The 17,913-nt window shown below is 67.3% G+C and carries 13 protein-coding genes; 10 read left to right on the top strand and 3 right to left on the bottom strand.

The window, feature by feature from the left end:
- Positions 1-19: 19 nt before the first annotated feature.
- Positions 20-1,828: an alkyl/aryl-sulfatase gene (locus RJ1_RS33780; protein WP_073366812.1), complete on the bottom strand. Its 1,809-nt coding sequence runs from the start codon at positions 1,826-1,828 to the stop codon at positions 20-22.
- Positions 1,825-2,949 carry an AI-2E family transporter gene (locus RJ1_RS33775; RefSeq protein ID WP_073366811.1) on the bottom strand — a complete coding sequence of 375 codons (1,125 nt, stop codon included), beginning with the start codon at positions 2,947-2,949 and terminating at the stop codon, positions 1,825-1,827. Before RJ1_RS33775 ends, RJ1_RS33780 begins: the two co-directional genes overlap by 4 nt.
- Before the next feature lie 158 nt (positions 2,950-3,107).
- Here RJ1_RS33775 and RJ1_RS33770 point away from each other — a divergent pair, with 158 nt between their 5' ends.
- From RJ1_RS33770 to RJ1_RS33760, 3 genes are read left to right on the top strand one after another with little or no spacing between them, the layout of a single operon-like run.
- Positions 3,108-3,527 (top strand): DUF7144 family membrane protein, encoded by a 420-nt coding sequence (locus RJ1_RS33770; RefSeq protein WP_083400542.1) that lies wholly within the window; start codon positions 3,108-3,110, stop codon positions 3,525-3,527.
- A gap of 12 nt (positions 3,528-3,539) precedes the next feature.
- A complete protein-coding gene (locus tag RJ1_RS33765; RefSeq protein ID WP_073366810.1) occupies positions 3,540-5,246 on the top strand; it encodes a SulP family inorganic anion transporter in 1,707 nt (568 codons plus the stop codon).
- 10 nt (positions 5,247-5,256) lie between these two features.
- On the top strand, positions 5,257-6,924 hold the full coding sequence (locus RJ1_RS33760) for a SulP family inorganic anion transporter (protein ID WP_073366809.1): 1,668 nt from the start codon (positions 5,257-5,259) through the stop codon (positions 6,922-6,924).
- A gap of 51 nt (positions 6,925-6,975) precedes the next feature.
- On the opposite strand, the gene RJ1_RS33755 is transcribed toward RJ1_RS33760, so the two are convergent.
- Entirely contained in the window at positions 6,976-9,327 is a 2,352-nt protein-coding gene (locus RJ1_RS33755) for an arylsulfatase (protein WP_073366808.1), read from the bottom strand.
- A 142-nt stretch (positions 9,328-9,469) separates the two neighbouring features.
- Here RJ1_RS33755 and RJ1_RS33750 point away from each other — a divergent pair, with 142 nt between their 5' ends.
- The 7 genes from RJ1_RS33750 to RJ1_RS33720 all read left to right on the top strand — a co-directional run bounded on the left by RJ1_RS33750 (position 9,470) and on the right by RJ1_RS33720 (position 17,896).
- The gene (locus RJ1_RS33750) at positions 9,470-10,807 is read left to right on the top strand and encodes a DUF1254 domain-containing protein (RefSeq protein WP_073366807.1); all 1,338 of its coding nucleotides are present in this window, start codon (positions 9,470-9,472) and stop codon (positions 10,805-10,807) included.
- A gap of 13 nt (positions 10,808-10,820) precedes the next feature.
- Positions 10,821-11,477 (top strand): GAP family protein, encoded by a 657-nt coding sequence (locus RJ1_RS33745; protein WP_073366806.1) that lies wholly within the window; start codon positions 10,821-10,823, stop codon positions 11,475-11,477.
- Positions 11,478-11,559: 82 nt separating this feature from the next.
- Positions 11,560-12,531 (top strand): hypothetical protein, encoded by a 972-nt coding sequence (locus RJ1_RS33740; RefSeq protein ID WP_073366805.1) that lies wholly within the window; start codon positions 11,560-11,562, stop codon positions 12,529-12,531.
- 95 nt (positions 12,532-12,626) lie between these two features.
- Positions 12,627-13,892 carry an aspartate kinase gene (locus RJ1_RS33735; protein ID WP_073366804.1) on the top strand — a complete coding sequence of 422 codons (1,266 nt, stop codon included), beginning with the start codon at positions 12,627-12,629 and terminating at the stop codon, positions 13,890-13,892.
- A gap of 2 nt (positions 13,893-13,894) precedes the next feature.
- Entirely contained in the window at positions 13,895-14,926 is a 1,032-nt protein-coding gene (locus RJ1_RS33730; protein WP_073366803.1) for an aspartate-semialdehyde dehydrogenase, read from the top strand.
- 80 nt (positions 14,927-15,006) lie between these two features.
- Positions 15,007-16,125 carry an alpha/beta hydrolase family protein gene (locus tag RJ1_RS33725; protein ID WP_073366802.1) on the top strand — a complete coding sequence of 373 codons (1,119 nt, stop codon included), beginning with the start codon at positions 15,007-15,009 and terminating at the stop codon, positions 16,123-16,125.
- A gap of 76 nt (positions 16,126-16,201) precedes the next feature.
- Positions 16,202-17,896, top strand: a complete 1,695-nt coding sequence (locus tag RJ1_RS33720; protein WP_240319812.1) for a SulP family inorganic anion transporter — start codon at positions 16,202-16,204, stop codon at positions 17,894-17,896.
- Positions 17,897-17,913: the final 17 nt, after the last annotated feature.

Here is a 17,913-nt window from a genome sequence, read left to right as displayed (position 1 = left end):
TCACGGGGCGCGGAGCGCCCTATGGGGTGACGATCGGGAACGCGGGATCGGGCGCGTCGATCAGTGCGGTGAGGGCGAGTAGCTTGGACGCGTCACCGTCGAACTGGATGTCTTCCAGGCCCTGCCCGGCGAAGAGCCCGAGCAGTTGCGCCTTCGTCAGGGTCACGGTGACGTCCGCCTGCACCGATGTCCGCGGGGAGACGGTCTGGATCAGGGCCCCGTTCGACAGCGTCGTCCGGTAGTGCACTTCGGGATCGGTGAATCGCCAGTCGACCACGAGCGACGTGTCCCACGCCCGGGGGCCGTTGATGCGCAGGGCCACCGAGTCGAAGACCTGCTCGATGGTGAGGGCGCTCAGCATGTCGGCGCCCAGCTCGGCGATCGGCGGAGGCAGGATGCCGCCGCGCAGTTCGAGGGCGCCGGTGAGGTAGAAGTTGCGCCACGTCGCGTTCTCCGCGCCGAACCCGAGCTGTTCGTAGGTGCGGGCGAGCAGTTCCTTCGCCTCGCCGTCCGACGGGTCGGCGAACACGGCGTGTTTGAGGAGTTCCGCTGCGAACCGGAGGTCGCCGTCGTCGAAGTACCGCCGGGCCTTCGCCCGGACCTCGTCCTGACCGCCCATGCACTCGACGTACCGCGTCGCGACGTTCTCCGGCGTGTGCTGCCACAGCGATGTCGGGTTGCCGTCGAACCAGCCCATGTACCGCTGGTAGACGGCCTTGACGTTGTGGCTCACCGAACCGTAGTAACCGCGTGCGTGCCAGGCCGATTCGAGTGCGGGTGGCAGCGGGAAGTCCTCGGCGATCTCGATGCCCGTCATCCCGGAGTTGAGCATCCGCAACGTCTGATCGTGGAGGTACTGGTACAGGTCGCGTTGCTGCGACAGGAAGGTGACGACGCGATCGTGGCCCCACGTCGGCCAGTGGTGGGAGGCGAACGCGACGTCGTACCCGCCGTCGAACATCTCGATGGCCTGGTCGAGGTACCGCGCCCAGGCGCGTGGGTCGCGGACCAGGGCGCCGCGCAGCGTGAGGAGATTGTGCAGGTTGTGAGTGGCGTTCTCCGCCATGCACAGCGCGCGATGGTCGGGGAACAGGAAGTTCATCTCGGCGGGCGCCTCGGTGCCCGGCGTCACCTGGAAGACGATCCGCACGCCGTCGATCGTCTCCTCCTGCCCGGTGTGGGTGATGTCCACACTCGGCGGAATCAGTCCGGGCACACCCGACGACGGGACGGTGCCGAGGCCGGCGCCGACATGCCCGCGCGGCCCCTTCGGGAGGAGGGCCCCGTACATGTAGGTGGCGCGGCGTCCCATCGCGTTTCCGGCGTAGACGTTTTCGGCGACGGCATGTTCGAGGAAACCCTCGGGTGCGAGGATCGGTACGTCGCCGCGGCCGTCCGGCAGCACTCCGGTGACGCCGCCGAAATGGTCGATGTGGGAGTGGGTGTAGATCACCCCCGTGACGGGTCGATCACCCCGGTTGCGCCGATACAGTGCAAGTCCGGCCGCCGCGGTCTCCTTGGAGATCAGCGGGTCGATCACCACGACACCCGTGTCGCCTTCGACGATCGTCATGTTGGACAGGTCGAGGCCGCGCACCTGGTAGATCCCCTCGGTCACCTCGTAGAGGCCGTTCTTCGCACACAGTTGCGACTGCCGCCACAGGCTCGGATCGGCGGTGTCGGGGCAGTCGGCGTCGAGGAAGGCGTGTTCCTCCATGTCCCACGCCGTGTGACCGTCTTCTGCGGTGACGGTGCACGGATCGAGTTTGTCGACGAACCCCCTGTCCGCATCCTCGAAGTCGGAGGTGTCGGCGAAGTCGGGTGTCATGGCTGTCCCTTCTCGTGGCGCGGTGGGGTGGGGGCGGCGACCGGTGTGGGGGGAGGAGGAGCGCTACTGAGAATCGTGTTCACCCACCGCGTGGACGGGTCGATATCGATCAGCAGCGCCTTCGCCATCAGTGTCAGCGGGATCGCCAGGATCGCGCCGAGGGGGCCGAGGATCCACGTCCAGAAGACCAGCGACAGGAAGGTGAACGTCACGGACAGTCCCACCGCGTCGCCCACGAACTTCGGTTGGATGATGGACTGGATGATGACGTTGATGACGCTGTACACGACGATGACCGTCAGCATCAGTCCCGGACCACCTTCGAGCAGTGCGAGCAGAGCCGGTGGAACGAGCCCGAGGACGAAGCCGACGTTGGGGATGTAGTTGGTGATGAACGACAGCAGTCCCCACAGGATCGGCAGCGGAATCCCCAACGCCCACAGCGCCCCGGTGTCGATGACCGCGACGATCAATCCGAAGACCGTGGACACGATCAGGTACTTGCGGGTGCCGACCGAGAAGGCGGTGAGGGCGGTGGCGATGTCGGGACGCATCCGCGTGACGATGGGCATCCGCGAACCGTAGGAGCTTCCGTCGACGGCCATGAACAGCAGAAGGGCGAGGACGAACAGCAGATTCGAGAAGACGCCCAGCATTGCCTGGAGAATTCCCTCCACGAGTCCGAACACCTTGCTGTAGTCCACCTGGGAGAGCAGGGTCTGGGCGTCGGTCGAGTTCACGCCGTTGCTGGTCAGGAAACTCTGGGCGTCATCGATGAGGTTCGTGAAATCGTCGGCATACTGCGGCAGCAGTGTCGCGAGCTGAGCGACGGACAGTGCCAGCGACAACACGAGGACGAGAATGATGCCGTTGACGACGATGATCGCCGCGATCGTCGCGAGCCATCCCGGAACGCCCTTGCGGTGAAGCCATTCGGGTAGCGGGTGAACCGCGACGGTCAGCATCAGAGCGAGGAAGATCGGGCCGACGATCGACGCGGCCACCTGGATTCCCGCCACGGTGACGACGAGCGCGGCCAGTCCGAGAATCACGATCAGTCCCCGCGGCATGGACCACCGAGAGTCCGACGGCTCGCCGGACCGGTCCTGAGGTTCCGTCATCGCGTGTCCCTTCGCAAAGGTCGGCCGAGTCGACTCTCGCATTCGGCGCGCGGCCGCACATCATCCGTTGCGAATGAGGATCACCCGGCGCGGATGATGCCCCCGACCCGGCGAGGCCCGACTATTCAACTGTTCGCACACACACTTTCGAGAAGGGCATGGACATGACGACAACTCCCGAGTCCAGGACGGACAGCCCTGTGAAGCAGGGTTTTGCAGCAGGAACTTCCCTGGCAGCGGCGATATTGCTGCTGACCGTCGGTGTGATCTCCTTCTTCCAGGGCATCGCCGCAGTTGCGTCCGATGACCTTCTGGTCATCGGCGTCCAGTACACCTACCAGTTCGACACCACCGCCTGGGGCTGGATCCACATCGTTCTCGGCGTCATCCTCGTGATCAGCGCGATCGGCCTCATGACGGGTGCCACGTGGGCCCGCGTCGTGGCCGTCTGCATTGCAGCGCTGTCCATTCTCGCGAACTTCCTGTGGCTGCCGTACTACCCGCTGTGGTCGATCCTGATCATCGCCCTCGACGTGGTGGTCATCTGGGCGGTCACCACGTGGGACACCGGCAAGTAGGTCGATGACGACGTGGTGAGGTCCGCAGCCGGCACGTGGCCGGTCTTCGGCTCGCTGCAGAATTACCGGCGTGGGTGGGTCAGGCCCGACGTGATCGCGGGCCTGACCGTGTGGGCTGTTCTGGTCCCGGAGGCCCTGGCGTACGCGACGATCGCGGGGGTACCGCCCGTCGTCGGTCTGTATGCGGCGGTACCCGCGCTGATTCTCTATGCGGCGGCCGGTAGTTCACGGCATCTCGTAGTGGGACCGATGTCCGCCACGGCAGCGCTGTCGGCGGCCATCGTCGCACCCCTCGCCGGCGCCGACGGCGGCAAGTACGCGGCGCTGTCGGCCGTCCTGGCGATCGCGACGGGGATCGTGGGCCTGCTCGCCGGTCTGCTCCGCCTCGGCTTCATCGCGTCGTTCATCTCCGAGCCCGTGCTCAAGGGGTTCATCGTCGGACTCGCCCTCACCATCATCATCGGGCAGGTGCCGGCGATCTTCGGGGTCGAGAAGGCGAAGGGCAACTTCTTCGAGCAGGCGTGGGGGGTGATCACGCACCTCGGCGACACCGACTGGGGCACGCTCGTCGTCGGCGGCCTGAGTCTCGCGGTGGTACTGGGTCTCAAACGCTGGTTGCCGCTCGTCCCCGGATCGCTGCTCGCCGTTCTCCTCGGAATCGCCGCGGTCTCGCTGTTCGGTCTCGACGGCAAGGGTGTCGACATCGTCGGGCACATCGATTCCGGGCTGCCGTCGCTCGGGTTGCCCGGTGGCGTCGGATTCGACGACTTCGTCGATCTGATGGGCCCGGCCGTGGGGGTCCTGCTGATCGGGTTCGCGGAGGGGCTCGGAGCCGCGAAGACGTACGCGGCAAAGGAGGGCTACGAGGTCGACGCGAACCGCGAGTTGTTCGGCCTCGGCGCCGCGAATCTGGGCTCCGGGCTGTGCTCGGGAATGGTGGTCAACGGCAGCCTCTCCAAGACGGCGGTGAACGGCGGCGCGGGCGCGAAATCGCAGGTCAGTGGACTCGTCGTGGCCGTGTTGACCGTCGTCACGCTGCTCTTTCTCACCGGTCTCTTCGAGAAACTGCCGGAAGCGACCCTGGCGGCGGTGGTGATCGCGGCCGTCATCGAACTCGTCGACATCTCCGCGCTGCGCCGGCTGTACGGCGTGTGGACCGAACGGCTGGGGAGCATCTACGGCCACGCCGCCCGCGCCGATTTTGCCGCCGCGCTCGCCGCCATGGCGGGCGTCCTGCTCTTCGACACCCTGCCCGGACTGGTCATCGGCATCGGCGTCTCCATGCTGCTGCTGCTGTACCGGGCGTCGCGCCCTCACGTCGCGACCCTCGCCAGGGAAGGAACGCTGTGGGTGGATGCCGAACGCCACCCCGACCTGCCGACCACCCCGCACGTGCTCGTCGTCCGGGTCGAGTCGGGGCTGTTCTTCGCCAACGCCGACCACGTCAAGGACCGCATCGAAGAACTGTGCACCGACGACACGAGAGTGGTGGTGCTCGACGCCGAGACGTCACCGTTCGTCGACGTCAGTGCCGCGCAGATGCTGCTGCAGCTGCGGGACCTGCTCGCGCGGAGGGGTATCGAACTGCGGGTCGCGCGAGACATCGGACAGTTCCGGGACACGCTCCGCCGCTCCGGCACCGACGCCACACCCGTCGGCCTGTACTCCACCGTGCGCGAGGCACTCGCGGAACCGAAACGCCCCGGCGACGGGTCGTGAAGCAGACGTGATGACCGTCTTCGCCCCGACCCTCGTCGGCTACGACAAGAGATGGCTCCGCGCGGACGTCGTCGCGGGTCTCAGTGCCGGTGCCGTCGTCATCCCGCAGGCGATGGCCTACGCCACCATCGCCGACATGCCGGTGCAGGTCGGCCTGTACACATGCATGGTTCCCGTCGTCGTGTACGCGATGCTCGGCGGATCCCGCACGGTCAGCGTCACCACCACCTCGACGATCGCGACGCTCACCGCCTCGACCCTGATCGGCGCCGGAATCGCCGCAGGGTCGGACGACGCCCAGTCGGCCCTGATGACGCTGACCCTGCTGGTCGGTGTGATCCTGCTCCTCGCCCGGCTGCTGAAACTCGGCGCGATCATCGAGAACATCAGCGAGGCAACCCTGTCCGGGATCAAGGCAGGGGTCGGGCTGACCGTCGCCGCAAGCCAGTTGCCGAAGCTGCTCGGGGTCCCCCCCGACCCCGACGCCACCGGATTCTTCCGGGTGCTGTGGTCGGCGCTCCGGCAGATCGGTGACGCGAACACCGCGACCGTGCTGCTGGCGGCGGGATCGATCGCGGCGCTGTACGCGATGGCGAAATTCGTTCCCCGCGTGCCGGGACCACTGATCGTCGCGGTCGCCGGGATTCTTCTCGTCGTCCTCGCGAACATCGACAGTCGTGGGGTCGCGCTGATCGCCGAAGTGCCGCGCGGCATTCCGATTCCCGGACTGCCGCCGCTGTCGGACATCGGCGCGCTGCTACCGGGCGCACTGGCGATCGCGATCATGGCCTTCCTGGAGACGGTGTCCGTCGGTCGCGGTGTGCGCCGGGAAACCGAACCCCCGATCGACAGCGACCGCGAACTCCTCGCCAACGGGGCCGCGTCGGTCGCCGGTGCCTTCTTCCACACCCTGCCGCCGGCGGGTGGATTCTCCCAGACGGCGGTAGCGCTGCGGGCGGGCGCGCGGACCCAGCTGGCCGGGCTCGTCACCGCCGCTCTCGCCGTGCTCGTCGCATTGTTCCTCGCGCCGGTGCTCAGCGACCTGCCACAGGCCACCCTCGGCGCGATGGTGGTGGTCGCGACGCTGGGGTTGCTCGACTTCGGTTCCTTCGCGCGCTTCTGGCGGGTCGATCGCACCGAATTCTGGGTGGCACTGGCGACGGCGCTCATCGGGCTGGTCGCCGGACTGCTGCCCGCGGTCGGCGTCGGGGTGTTGTTTACGCTGTATCTGGTGCTGCGCGAACTGAATCGACCGCACATCGTCCAGTTGCAGAAGGACGCGCACGGTCAGTGGCGGCCGGGGGAGGAGGACGCCCCGACCGTCCCCGCCGACCCGTTGGTGCTCCGACTCAACGCCGGTCTCTACACCGCCAACGTGCGGGCCAACATGTCGGCGATCAGGGTCCGGGCGGATGTCGTCGAGGGCGGGGACCGGACGTCCGTGCCGAGCACGCTGATCCTGGACTGCTCGCGACTGCAGAAGGTGACGCTGACGGTGATGCGCAGCTTCCTGGACCTTCACCGCGAACTCACGGACGCCGGTGTCACCGTGTTCTTCGCGGAACTGCCCCGCGCCAACCGGGAAACGGTGCTTCGGACCGACCTCGGTCGCGAGTACGTGTCGAGCGGAAAGATCTTCGACACCATCGACGACGCCGTAGGCGCTTCGCGCCCGTGAGTGGTTGACGAGTCCAGAGACTCGTCAACCACGCACGGGCGGCGGAGCCGCCTACTGGTGGCGCAACGCCGCGGCGAGGGCGTCCTCGGGGTCGATCAGATGGTTGTGGTCGTCGTCGCCCAGTTCGATGTCGGCCCAGTCGATCGTCCCGGTGAACCGTCCGCGTGCCGTCTTGTAACCCTCGAACACCGGCATGCCGGTATCGACTCCGACGTCGAGCCCTTCGTCGAACGAGAAGTACAGCGGGTGGGTCCGTTCGACGTGATCCTTGCCCGCCTCGTCGCCGTCGATGTACAGGGTGGCGGTGCCGCCCTTGCCGATCCCGCCGCCGTCGTAGGCGAATTCGACGCGCACCTGGTGCTCGCCCGGCGACAGCGTGGTCGACGACGTGACGGTGGTGCGTCGGAGGCCGCAGTAGTTGTAGTGGTACGCCAGCTTTCCGCCGTCGGTGAGCAGGGCCCATCCGCCGGTGCGACCTCCCTGGGCGACGATCACACCCTCGGCCCCCGACTCCGGGACCTGGATCTGCGCCGTCACCGCATAGCTGCGATTCTTGACGTTGATGGCGACATTCTCCCCGAGCCTGGTCATGCCGGGGAAGAGTCGGAGCTTGTCGCCCTGAACGAGAGTCGGACGCCCGGCGATCGCCGGATTCATGCGTTCGGCGGCGCGGTCGTCGAGCGGAAGCACGTTGTGCCGCACCGCCTCGATCAGGAAGAGCTGCTGCAACTCCGCTAGCTTCTCCGGATTGTCGGCCGCGATGTCGTGTGCCTGCGTCCAGTCCTTGGTGGTGTCGTACAACTCCCACACGTCCAGTGAGAAGTCGGGTGCCTGCGCGACCACGTCCCAGGGCGTGCGGTGTTTGGTGACGGCGGTCCAGCCGTCGTGGTAGACACCGCGATTGCCCATGAGCTCGAAATACTGTGTGCGGTGCCGCTCGTCGGCGTTCTCGTTGTTGAACGTGTAGGCGAACGACGTGCCGTGCATCGGCACCTGGGTGACACCGTTGACGGTGTGCGGCTGCGCCAGTCCCGCCAGTTCGAGAATGGTCGGGGCGACGTCGATGACGTGGTGCCACTGGTGCCGGATCTCGCCTCTGGCCTCGATTCCGCCGGGCCAGTGCATGATCGTGCCGTTGCGGGTGCCGCCGTAGTGGGAGGCGACCTGCTTCGTCCACTGATACGGCGTGCACATGGCGTGCGCCCAGCCGACGGCATAGTGGTTGTATGCCTCGGGGCCGCCGATCTTGTCGAGATTCTCGTTCCAGAACTCGACGGTCTCGTATTCGCCGCCACCGTTGGAAGCGGTGGTGATCATGTACGTGCCCTCGAGGCCACCCTCGGCGGAGGCGCCGTTGTCGCCGATGATGTAGAGGATCAGCGTGTTGTCCAGTTCGCCGATCTCCTCGATGGCGTCGACGACGCGTCCGACGTGGAAATCCGCGTATTCCAGGAAGGCCGCGTAGACCTCCATCTGGTGCCGGAGAATCGGTTTGCGTTCCTCGGGGACGTCGTCCCACGCCATGATGCCGTCGGGGCGCGCGGTCAGATCGGAATCGGGTCCGATCACGCCGAGTTGCAACTGCCGTGCGAACGTTTCGTCGCGCACGGCGTCCCAGCCCTGGTCGAACCGGCCCTTGTACTTCGCGATCCAGTCCTTGGGGACGTGGTGTGGTGTGTGGGTCGCGCCGGGAGCGAAGTACGTGAAGAACGGCTTGTCGGGGGTCAGCGCCTTCTGCTGCCGCACGTAGTCGATGGCCTTGTCGGCGAGGTCCGGCATCAGGTGGTAGTCGGGGTCGTCGGGCGGATCGACGGCGGTGACCCCGTCCACCAGTGCGGGCGTCCACTGGTTGGTCTCCCCGCCGATGAATCCGTAGAAACGCTCGAAGCCGCTGAACGCGGGCCAGTGGTCGAACGGTCCCGTCGGCCCCGATTCCCATACCGGGACCTCGTGGCATTTCCCGAACTGTGCTGTGTTGTAGCCACTCTGACGGAGAATCTCGGCCAGCGGTGTGCACGAGTTCGGCCGCGTCGACCGGTATCCGGGTGCCGGCGTGGCGGTCTCGGTGATGTGCCCCATCCCGACCGCGTGATGGTTCCGGCCGGTCAGCATCGCAGCCCGGGTCGGCGAGCACAGCGAGGTGGTGTGGAAGCGCGTGTATTTCAGTCCGCCACCCGCGAGTCGTTCGGCGGTGGGGGTGTTCACGGGACCGCCGAAAGCGCTCGAGGCACCGAAGCCGACGTCGTCGAGAAGGACCAGCAGCACGTTCGGGGCACCGGCCGGGGGACGTTTCGCGGTGATCGGGGGGAGTTTCTCGGTGGCGTGTTTGGCGTCGAAGTAGATCGGCCCCTGGTACTGCTGATCGGGGACGGGGAGGATCGACCCGGGAAGCTCCTCAGGCATGTCGTACGTCCTTTCGCTGGACAAAGCAGTCTCAGCCGAAACTAGGACGGGAAGAAGAATTCCGGCTCACACTCTTCGGGTGAAGCCCCGGCCTGTCTCGTCGTGGTCGCATGGACCGGAGACCGCGGGACAGGAGAGAGTCGTGAGTGAACAATTGCAGGAACTCGCCGCCAAGGCGTGGGTGTACGGTTTCCCGCTGGTCTTCGACCTCGACCAGGTGAACCGCTTCGTGTCGGAGGGGCTGGGGAGCCTCGATGCGGGACCCTTCAACACGTTCAGTCACGCCCACACACTCGCGGGGCCGCGCGACACCTTCGTCTCGGTCAACAACGACACCATCTATTCGATCGCCCAGATCGACCTCGGCCGCGGACCGCAGTTGCTGAGGGTGCCCGACACCGGTGGCGCGTACTACGTGCTGCAGTTCGTCGACGCGTGGACCGACAATTTCGCGTACGTCGGCAAACGTGCCACGGGAACGGCGGCCGGTCGATTCCTGCTGACAGGCCCAGGCTGGTCCGGCGAGGTCCCGGACGGGGGGACACGGATCGCGTTCCCGACCGCGGTGGGCACCATCGTCGGTCGTTGGGCGTGCGACGGCGCGGACGACCTGGAGCGGGTGAAGGAACTGCAGTCGGCCCTGACCCTGGAGCCCGTCGGCGATCAGGAACCGGCGGAGGGTCTGCCGGTACCCGACCCGAACGTCCCCGAGGAACTTCAGTTCTGGGAGAAGCTGCGGGTGTACTCGCAGGCGTACCCGCCCGCCGCGCAGGACCTCGTCGCGCAGCAGGCATTCGCCCCACTGGGGTTGCTCGAGACCGGGCCGTCGCCGTACCTCGAGGCGCCGCCGGACCTCGCGTCCGTGCTCGAAGCTGGCGCCGAGGCTGGGCACCAATCGCTCGTCGCCGCACTGAAATCGGGGGCCGGCGGAGAGGTGGTCAACGGCTGGCAGCTGATGTACCACGCCTTCGACTACAACGACGACTTCTTCGAGGTCGGCACCCTCGACTCACCCGAGTGGCGGATCGAGGACCGGTCGAAGGCGCTGGGCATGCGGGCCGGAGCCGCGATGGCGGGACTGTGGGGAAACCACGGCTACGAGGCCGCGTACGCGCCGATCTACCACGACAGCGAAGGCAACGAACTCTCCGGCGAACACACCTACACACTCACATTCGCGCCGACCCCGCCGGTCGACGCGTTCTGGTCGATCACCATGTACGACCTGCCCGAGTTCTTCCTCGTCGACAATGCCCTCGATCGCTACTCGGTCGGTGATCGGACGCCGGGACTGGTGTACGCGGGCGACGGCTCACTGACGATCACGTTCAGCGCCTCCGCTCCGGCGGATCCGGTCGCTCGCGCCAACTGGTTGCCGACACCGGCAGTCGGGTTCCGGCCGCTGCTCCGGATGTACAGCCCGAAACCGGAGGCGTTCGACGGGACCTTCGAGCTTCCGCCGATCGTCAAGGTCGGCTGACGGGGGAGAATCGATGGGCGATCTGATCTGGCTCCTCGTTCCGGAGATGATCGGTCTGGTCATCACACCGGCCGCCGTCGTCGGCTGCGTGCTGCTGCTGGAGTCGGCGAACGCGGTCCGCAACGCCCTCGCGTTCGGTTCGGCGTTCCTGCTGGTGTACTCGCAGATCGCTGTCGCCGCGCTGCTCGGCGGCGCAGGCGACCCGTCGGCGACGTCGAAGACGGTGAGCAACTGGGTGGGGCTGACCGTCGGCGTTCTGTTTCTCGTCGTCGGCGTGATCCTGCTCGCGCAGAAGCCGAAGCCCGTGGGCACCGAACCGAAGTGGATGTCGGCGCTCGAATCCGCCACACCGCGCACCGCGTTCATCGCCGGCCTGACCCTCGGCACGATCAACCCCAACATCTTCATCATGTTGTCCGGGATGACCATCATCTCGAGTTCGCACGTCGGGGTCGGGGGTGCGCTCCTCGGAACGGTGCTGCTGCTGATCTCCTCGATGCTCGACTTCATCATCCCGATCGGGATCTTCACGATCCTGGGCACGCGTGCACAACGAGGACTGAGTGCCGCCAAGGCCTGGATGGTGCGGCACAACAAGGCGCTCGGCGTCGGCGTCTTCTTCGGTTTCGGCACGCTGTTCGCGCTGCGGGGGTTGTTGGCGCTGATCTGAACGGCGTCAGGTGGGGCCTTCCTCTCTCTGATGATCCCGATTCGGCGGTAGTAGTGTTCGGGCCGATTCGAGGGGGGATCGAGTGAAGAAAGTTGCCGCGGCGCTCCTGTGCGCCGTCATCACGTCCGGGTGCGCGCACAGTGTGTCGGGGACTGCGGGGGCTTCTCCGCTGGACGAACTGAGTCCAGGGCAGCAACGTCACGTCGCCGTCGAGGACGCCCTGCGCGCCGCCGATCCGTGCGGGCTTCTCGACGAGGCGGTCGTGCGGCACGCCGGGACCGTCCTGCAGTTCGGGTCCGCCGTGCAGATGCCGGTGTGTTCGGCGCTGATGGCCCGGCCCGGCGGCGCCACCACCTACGTGGAGATGTCGCTGTTGCCGTCGATGCTGTCCGATACGGCGCTGACCGGGCCGGAGACGATCGACGGGGTGACCGTCTACCGCGGCACGGGTGCCGAGCTGGCCCGCGGGACGTGCGAGCGCGCCTTCCGGCTGAACCTCGGACCACTCCAGGAGCAGGTGACACCGCAGCTCGCGACCGTCCGCGCCGGAACCGTCGCCGGCGAGGACGCCTGCCCGCTGACCGACGCGGTGCTGGACTCGGCGATCGACAGCATGCGGTCGGTACTGCCCGCCCGCGACGCCGCGGCCGCGCATCAGGTGGCGCTCGCGGTCCACGACCCCTGCGAAGTCCTCGACGTGCTGGGAACCACGGCCGGCGGACGCGTCGTCGATCCGCAGTCGCCGCCCACGCCGTTCGACTGCGTCCTGTTTCCGAACCCGAATCGGGTGCCCGGGAGTGAGGTGACCGTGTCGTTCACGATGTTGCCGGTGAAGGAAAACCGACCACCCGTTCCCGCCGAGCCGGAGAAGGTCGGCGACCGATGCCGGTGGACGAGCCCGATGGGCGAGCCGATCGACATCACACGGCCCGGGGCGGGCGTCGACGAGTTCACCCGCAGGCTCGGTCACGCGGGCGCAGTCGTCACTGTTCACGGGCCGAACTGCGCGGCCGTGGCGAGGGTCGCGGACGCCGCGAACACGGCGTTCGGATAGGCGGCCGAACGGACTCACCCGGGATCAGATTGGACTCCGCCGGTAAGCTCGACAGCTGGACCAGTACAGATTCATCGACCTGGAGGTAGAAACGCGTGGCTCTCGTCGTCCAGAAGTACGGCGGATCCTCGGTGGCAACCGCCGAGAGAATCCGACGAGTGGCTGAACGGATCGTCGAGACCAAGAAGGCCGGCAACGATGTCGTCGTCGTGGTTTCAGCGATGGGGGACACCACTGATGAGCTGCTCGATCTGGCTCAGCAGGTGTGCCCAGCCCCACCCGCCCGCGAAATGGACATGCTGCTGACCTCCGGTGAGCGCATTTCCAATTCTCTCGTCGCAATGGCAATCCATTCGCTCGGTGCGGAGGCCCGTTCGTTCACGGGCTCGCAGGCGGGCGTCATCACCACCGGCGCTCACGGCAACGCCAAGATCATCGACGTCACACCGGGCCGCGTCCGGGATGCGCTCGACGAGGGCTCGATCGTCCTCGTCGCCGGATTCCAGGGCGTCAGCCAGGACAGCAAGGACGTGACGACCCTCGGGCGCGGCGGTTCGGACACCACCGCGGTGGCCCTCGCAGCGGCCCTCGAGGCCGACGTCTGCGAGATCTACACCGATGTCGACGGCATCTTCACCGCCGATCCGCGCATCGTTCCCGACGCGCAGCGTCTCGAGACGGTGTCGTTCGAAGAGATGCTCGAGCTCGCGGCGTGCGGCGCGAAGGTGCTCATGCTCCGCTGCGTCGAGTACGCCCGCCGATACAACGTGCCTGTGCACGTCCGTTCGTCATACACGACCAAGCCGGGCACCATCGTGTCCGGATCGATGGAGGACATCCCCGTGGAAGAGGCAATCATCACCGGAGTCGCGCACGATCGCGGCGAGTCCAAGATCACCGTCGTCGGCCTGCCCGACACACCGGGTTACGCCGCGCAGGTCTTTCGCGCGGTGGCCGAGGCGGAGATCAACATCGACATGGTGTTGCAGAACGTCTCCAAGATCGAGACCGGCAAGACCGACATCACGTTCACCCTGCCCACCCCCGACGGCCCGCGCGCCGTCGAGAAGCTGACCAAGCTGCAGGGCGAGATCGGCTTCACCCAGGTCCTGTTCGACGACCACATCGGCAAGGTGTCGCTTGTTGGTGCGGGTATGAAGAGCCACCCCGGCGTCACGGCCACGTTCTGTGAGGCTCTCGCGAAGGCCGGTGTCAACATCGACCTCATCTCCACGTCGGAGATCCGCATCTCGGTGCTCGTGAAGGACACCGAACTGGACAAGGCCGTGAAGTCGATCCACGATGCATTCGAGCTCGGCGGCGACGAAGAAGCTGTCGTGCACGCAGGAACGGGACGGTAATCATGACCACCATCGCTGTCGTCGGCGCCACCGGACAGGTCGGCATCGTCATGCGCACTCTCCTCGAGGAACGCAATTTCCCCGCGGACAAGGTGCGGTTCTTCGCCTCCGCGCGGTCGGCGGGCAAGAAGCTGCCGTTCCGCGGCGAGGAAATCGTCGTCGAGGACGCATCTGCGACTTCCGACGAGGACCTGAAGGGCATCGACATCGCCTTGTTCTCGGCCGGTGCGACGCTGTCCCGTGAGCAGGCCCCGCGCTTCGCGGCGGCCGGCGCCACCGTGGTCGACAACTCTTCGGCGTTCCGCAAGGACCCCGACGTTCCGCTGGTCGTGAGCGAGGTCAACCCGGAGCAGGCGAAGAACCCGCCGAAGGGCATCATCGCCAACCCCAACTGCACCACGATGGCCGCGATGCCGGTGCTGAAGGTTCTCCACGACGAGGCCGGGCTGCAGCGTCTCATCGTGTCGAGCTACCAGGCCGTGTCCGGCAGCGGCATCGCCGGTGTCGAGGAGTTGGTCGGTCAGGCCCGCGCCGTCATCGGCGACGCGGAGAAGCTGGTGCACGACGGCGGCGCCGTCGACTTCCCGGCCCCGAACAAGTACGTCGCACCGATCGCGTTCAACGTGCTGCCGCTCGCCGGCTCGCTCGTCGACGACGGCAGCGGTGAGACGGACGAGGATCAGAAGCTCCGCAACGAGAGCCGCAAGATCCTCGGCCTCCCCGACCTGCTGGTGTCGGGCACGTGCGTGCGCGTCCCCGTCATCACCGGTCACTCGCTGTCGATCAACGCCGAGTTCGAGCGACCGCTGTCGGTGGAGCGCGCCCAGGAGATCCTGTCGAAGGCTCCCGGTGTGAAGCTGGTGGACGTCCCCACTCCGCTCGAGGCCGCGGGCAGCGACCCGTCATTGGTCGGCCGCATCCGGCAGGATCCGGGCGTGCCGGAGGGCCGCGGGCTGGCACTGTTCGTCTCGGGCGACAACCTGCGTAAGGGTGCCGCCCTCAACACCATTCAGATCGCCGAACTGCTCGTCTGATCTCCCCCTCACGTGAGTGGCAAAGTGTGCTCCCGCACGCTTTGCCACTCACGTGTCAGTTGCGGGTGGATACTGGGCCGATGAGAGTGCTCGGGGTCGCGGTGGTGGCGGTTCTGTTGCTGCTCACCGGCGCGAACGAGGCATCCGCGCAGCCGGGAATCCTGCTGTCGCAGGAAGAACTGCCGCCCGCCGCCGTCCCGTCCCAGGCAGGCGAGAGTGTGCGGGTCCGTTACTCGACGCTGCGCACCGCGACCGCGGCCGGCGAGTCGACCGGATCGATCTTCCTTCCCCGGGGCGATCCGCCCGACGGCGGCTGGCCGGTGGTGTCCTACGCACACGGCACGGTCGGTGTCGCCGACCAGTGTGCCCCGTCCGTCGCCGGGTTCAACTACGTCGATCTGCCCGCGGTCGAGCAGTGGCTCGCGGCCGGGTACGCCGTCGCCGCAACGGATTACGCGGGAATCGGGACGCCCGGTGTCAACGCGTACCTCGACGGTCACGCCGCCGGGGCGAACGCCGTCGACATCGTCCTCGCGGCGCACGAACTCTACGAAGACGAGCTCAGCGACCGATGGATCGTCACGGGACTGTCGCAGGGTGGGCACGCCACCTATTTCGCGGCCCGCGACGCCACCGCCCGGGCGCCCGCGCTCGACTATCGCGGCGCCGTCGCCGTGGCACCGCCGACGCACCTCGAATTGCTGTTCCCCGCCGCCGGTCCCGCGGTTCCGGGTCTGCCGACGACGGGAATCGTCAACTACGCGTTGCTGACCCTCGCCGGCATCGACGACCAGCGCCCCGAGGTCGGCATTCGGGGTTATCTGTCGCCGACGGGAATCGAACTGATGGAGTTGGCGAAGGTGACGTGCAGCCGGGAGCTGGGCCGGTACCTGCTCGCCCATCCGACGTCGGTCGGGGATCTGTTCGCGGCGCCGCTGTGGAGCGAGAAGTTCCGCACCCTCTTCCGGGAGATGCAGCAGGCGCCCGTCGACGGGTTCGACCGTCCTCTGCGAGTGGTGCACAGCCTCTCCGACGCCTCGGTGCCCATCCCGCTGACCTGGGCGCAGCTCACCGCGATGCGCGAGCACGGGGTGAATTTCGAATACCAGCAACTCGTCGAGGAGAATCATCGCGAATCACTGATGGCCTCCATGCCGGAGTCCCTCGCCTTCGCGGACCGGGTCCTGTCCTCCGGGTGACCCTCACGCGGGGTCGGCTGGGTTTCACCTCCGAGGTGTGACGACAACCCGGCTTCGCGCGACCGACACTCGACGGATGAAACCCGTCGGGGCTGCAGTGCGTGGGTGGGTCGGCGCGCGTCTGCCCGAGAAGCGTCACCTGAAAGCCGACCTCGTCGCCGGATTGCCGGGTGCCATCGCCAGCGTGCCCGACGGCATGGCGTCCGGCGTACTCGCCGGTGTCAGCCCGATCCACGGCCTGTACGCCAGCCTCGTGGGTCCCGTGTTCGGCGGGATGCAGACCAGCACCAAGCTCATGGTGATCACCACGACCAGTGCGTCCGCGCTGGCCGCCGGCTCGGCACTGTCGGAGGTGCCGGACGCCGACAAGTCCGCGGCGCTGATCCTGCTCACCCTGCTGGCCGGGGCGATCATGATCGTCGCCGCGGTCCTGCGGCTCGGCCGGTACACCAGATTCGTGTCGCACTCGGTGATGACCGGATTCCTCACCGGCATCGCCGTCAACATCGTGTTCGGACAGTTCCCGGACCTCGCCGGCGCCGACGCCGAGGGGTCGTTCTCCGCCGAGAAGGCGTTCGGCGTCCTCCTCCACCCGGCCCGGATCGACCTGCCGTCGCTGATGATCGGCGTCACCGCGCTGCTCCTGCTCATCGTCCTCGCACGCACACGGCTGGCGCTGTTCGGTTCCCTGATCGCCCTGCTCGTCCCGACCGTTGCGGTCGTGGCGTTCGGCCTCGACAGCGTGGCGTCCGTCGCCGACGTCGGCACCATCCCGACCGGACTTCCGCTGCCGCAGATCCCGGACCTCGGTCTGCTCTCGCCCAGCCTGATCGGCGGCGCGGCCGCGGTCGCGGCGATCGTGCTGGTGCAGGGTGCGGGCGTCGCCGAGGCGGCACCCAACCTCGACGGCACGAGGTCCAGACCCAACGAGGACTTCACCGCGCAGGGCGTCGGCAACGTCGCGTCGGGACTGTTCGGCGGGATGCCGGTCGGCGGTTCGGTCGGGCAGACCGCGCTCAACACGTCGGCGGGTGGCAAGACACGCTGGGCCGCAATCTTTTCCGGGCTGTGGATGGCGGTGATCCTCGCGGCGTTCTCGTCGCTGGTGGGGAAGGTCCCGATGCCGACACTCGCGGCGGTGCTGATCTTCGCCGCGGTCGGGTCGATCCGCCCGTCCCGGGTCGCGGCCATCCTCCGCAGCGGTCCGAGCTCGAAGATCGCGCTGATCACGACGTTCGTTGCGACGCTGTTGCTTCCCGTCACCGCCGCGGTGGGTATCGGGGTGGCGTTGTCGCTGCTGCTGCAACTCAATCAGGAGGCCGTGGACCTCAAGGTGGTGCGCCTCGTTCCGGGGCCGCGCGGAACGTTCCTCGAGACGCCCGCGCCGAAGGTGCTCGCCAGTCGTGAGATCGTCGTCCTCGACGTGTACGGCAGCCTCTTCTACGCGGGCGCCCGCACGCTGCAGGTGCTTCTGCCGGATCCGGGTGCTGCGGAGGGCGCCGAGGTCATACTCCGGTTGCGCGGCCGGACGACGCTGGGCGCCACGTTCTTCTCCGTGATCGGGAACTACGCCGACCGGTTGTCGGCGGTCGGGGGACGCCTGTATCTCAGCGGTCTGAGCAGTGAGGTGTCGGAGTACTGGGACGACGAGCGGCTCGCGAGTCAGAGAATCGCGCTGGACATGTTCCCGGCCACCGACACTATCGGCGAATCGACCCGCCGCGCATTCGTCGACGCACAGAAACGGCTGGTCCGCACCCTCCCCACGTGAGTGGCACTGCGTCCCCC

The organism is Rhodococcus jostii NBRC 16295 (assembly GCF_001894825.1).
Taxonomy (GTDB): domain Bacteria; phylum Actinomycetota; class Actinomycetes; order Mycobacteriales; family Mycobacteriaceae; genus Rhodococcus_F; species Rhodococcus_F jostii.
The sequence above is the reverse complement of the archived record's forward strand: the minus strand, read 5'-3'. Positions and strand labels throughout refer to the sequence as shown.

Bases quoted from the DNA above. Each gene is read 5' to 3' on its own strand.
- RJ1_RS33780 (WP_073366812.1), bottom strand. From the start codon at position 1,828: ATGACACCCGACTTCGCCGACACCTCCGACTTCGAGGATGCGGACAGG.
- RJ1_RS33775 (WP_073366811.1), bottom strand. From the start codon at position 2,949: ATGACGGAACCTCAGGACCGGTCCGGCGAGCCGTCGGACTCTCGGTGG.
- RJ1_RS33770 (WP_083400542.1), top strand. From the start codon at position 3,108: ATGGACATGACGACAACTCCCGAGTCCAGGACGGACAGCCCTGTGAAG.
- RJ1_RS33760 (WP_073366809.1), top strand. From the start codon at position 5,257: ATGACCGTCTTCGCCCCGACCCTCGTCGGCTACGACAAGAGATGGCTC.
- RJ1_RS33755 (WP_073366808.1), bottom strand. From the start codon at position 9,327: ATGCCTGAGGAGCTTCCCGGGTCGATCCTCCCCGTCCCCGATCAGCAG.
- RJ1_RS33745 (WP_073366806.1), top strand. From the start codon at position 10,821: ATGGGCGATCTGATCTGGCTCCTCGTTCCGGAGATGATCGGTCTGGTC.
- RJ1_RS33730 (WP_073366803.1), top strand. From the start codon at position 13,895: ATGACCACCATCGCTGTCGTCGGCGCCACCGGACAGGTCGGCATCGTC.
- RJ1_RS33725 (WP_073366802.1), top strand. From the start codon at position 15,007: ATGAGAGTGCTCGGGGTCGCGGTGGTGGCGGTTCTGTTGCTGCTCACC.
- RJ1_RS33720 (WP_240319812.1), top strand. From the start codon at position 16,202: ATGAAACCCGTCGGGGCTGCAGTGCGTGGGTGGGTCGGCGCGCGTCTG.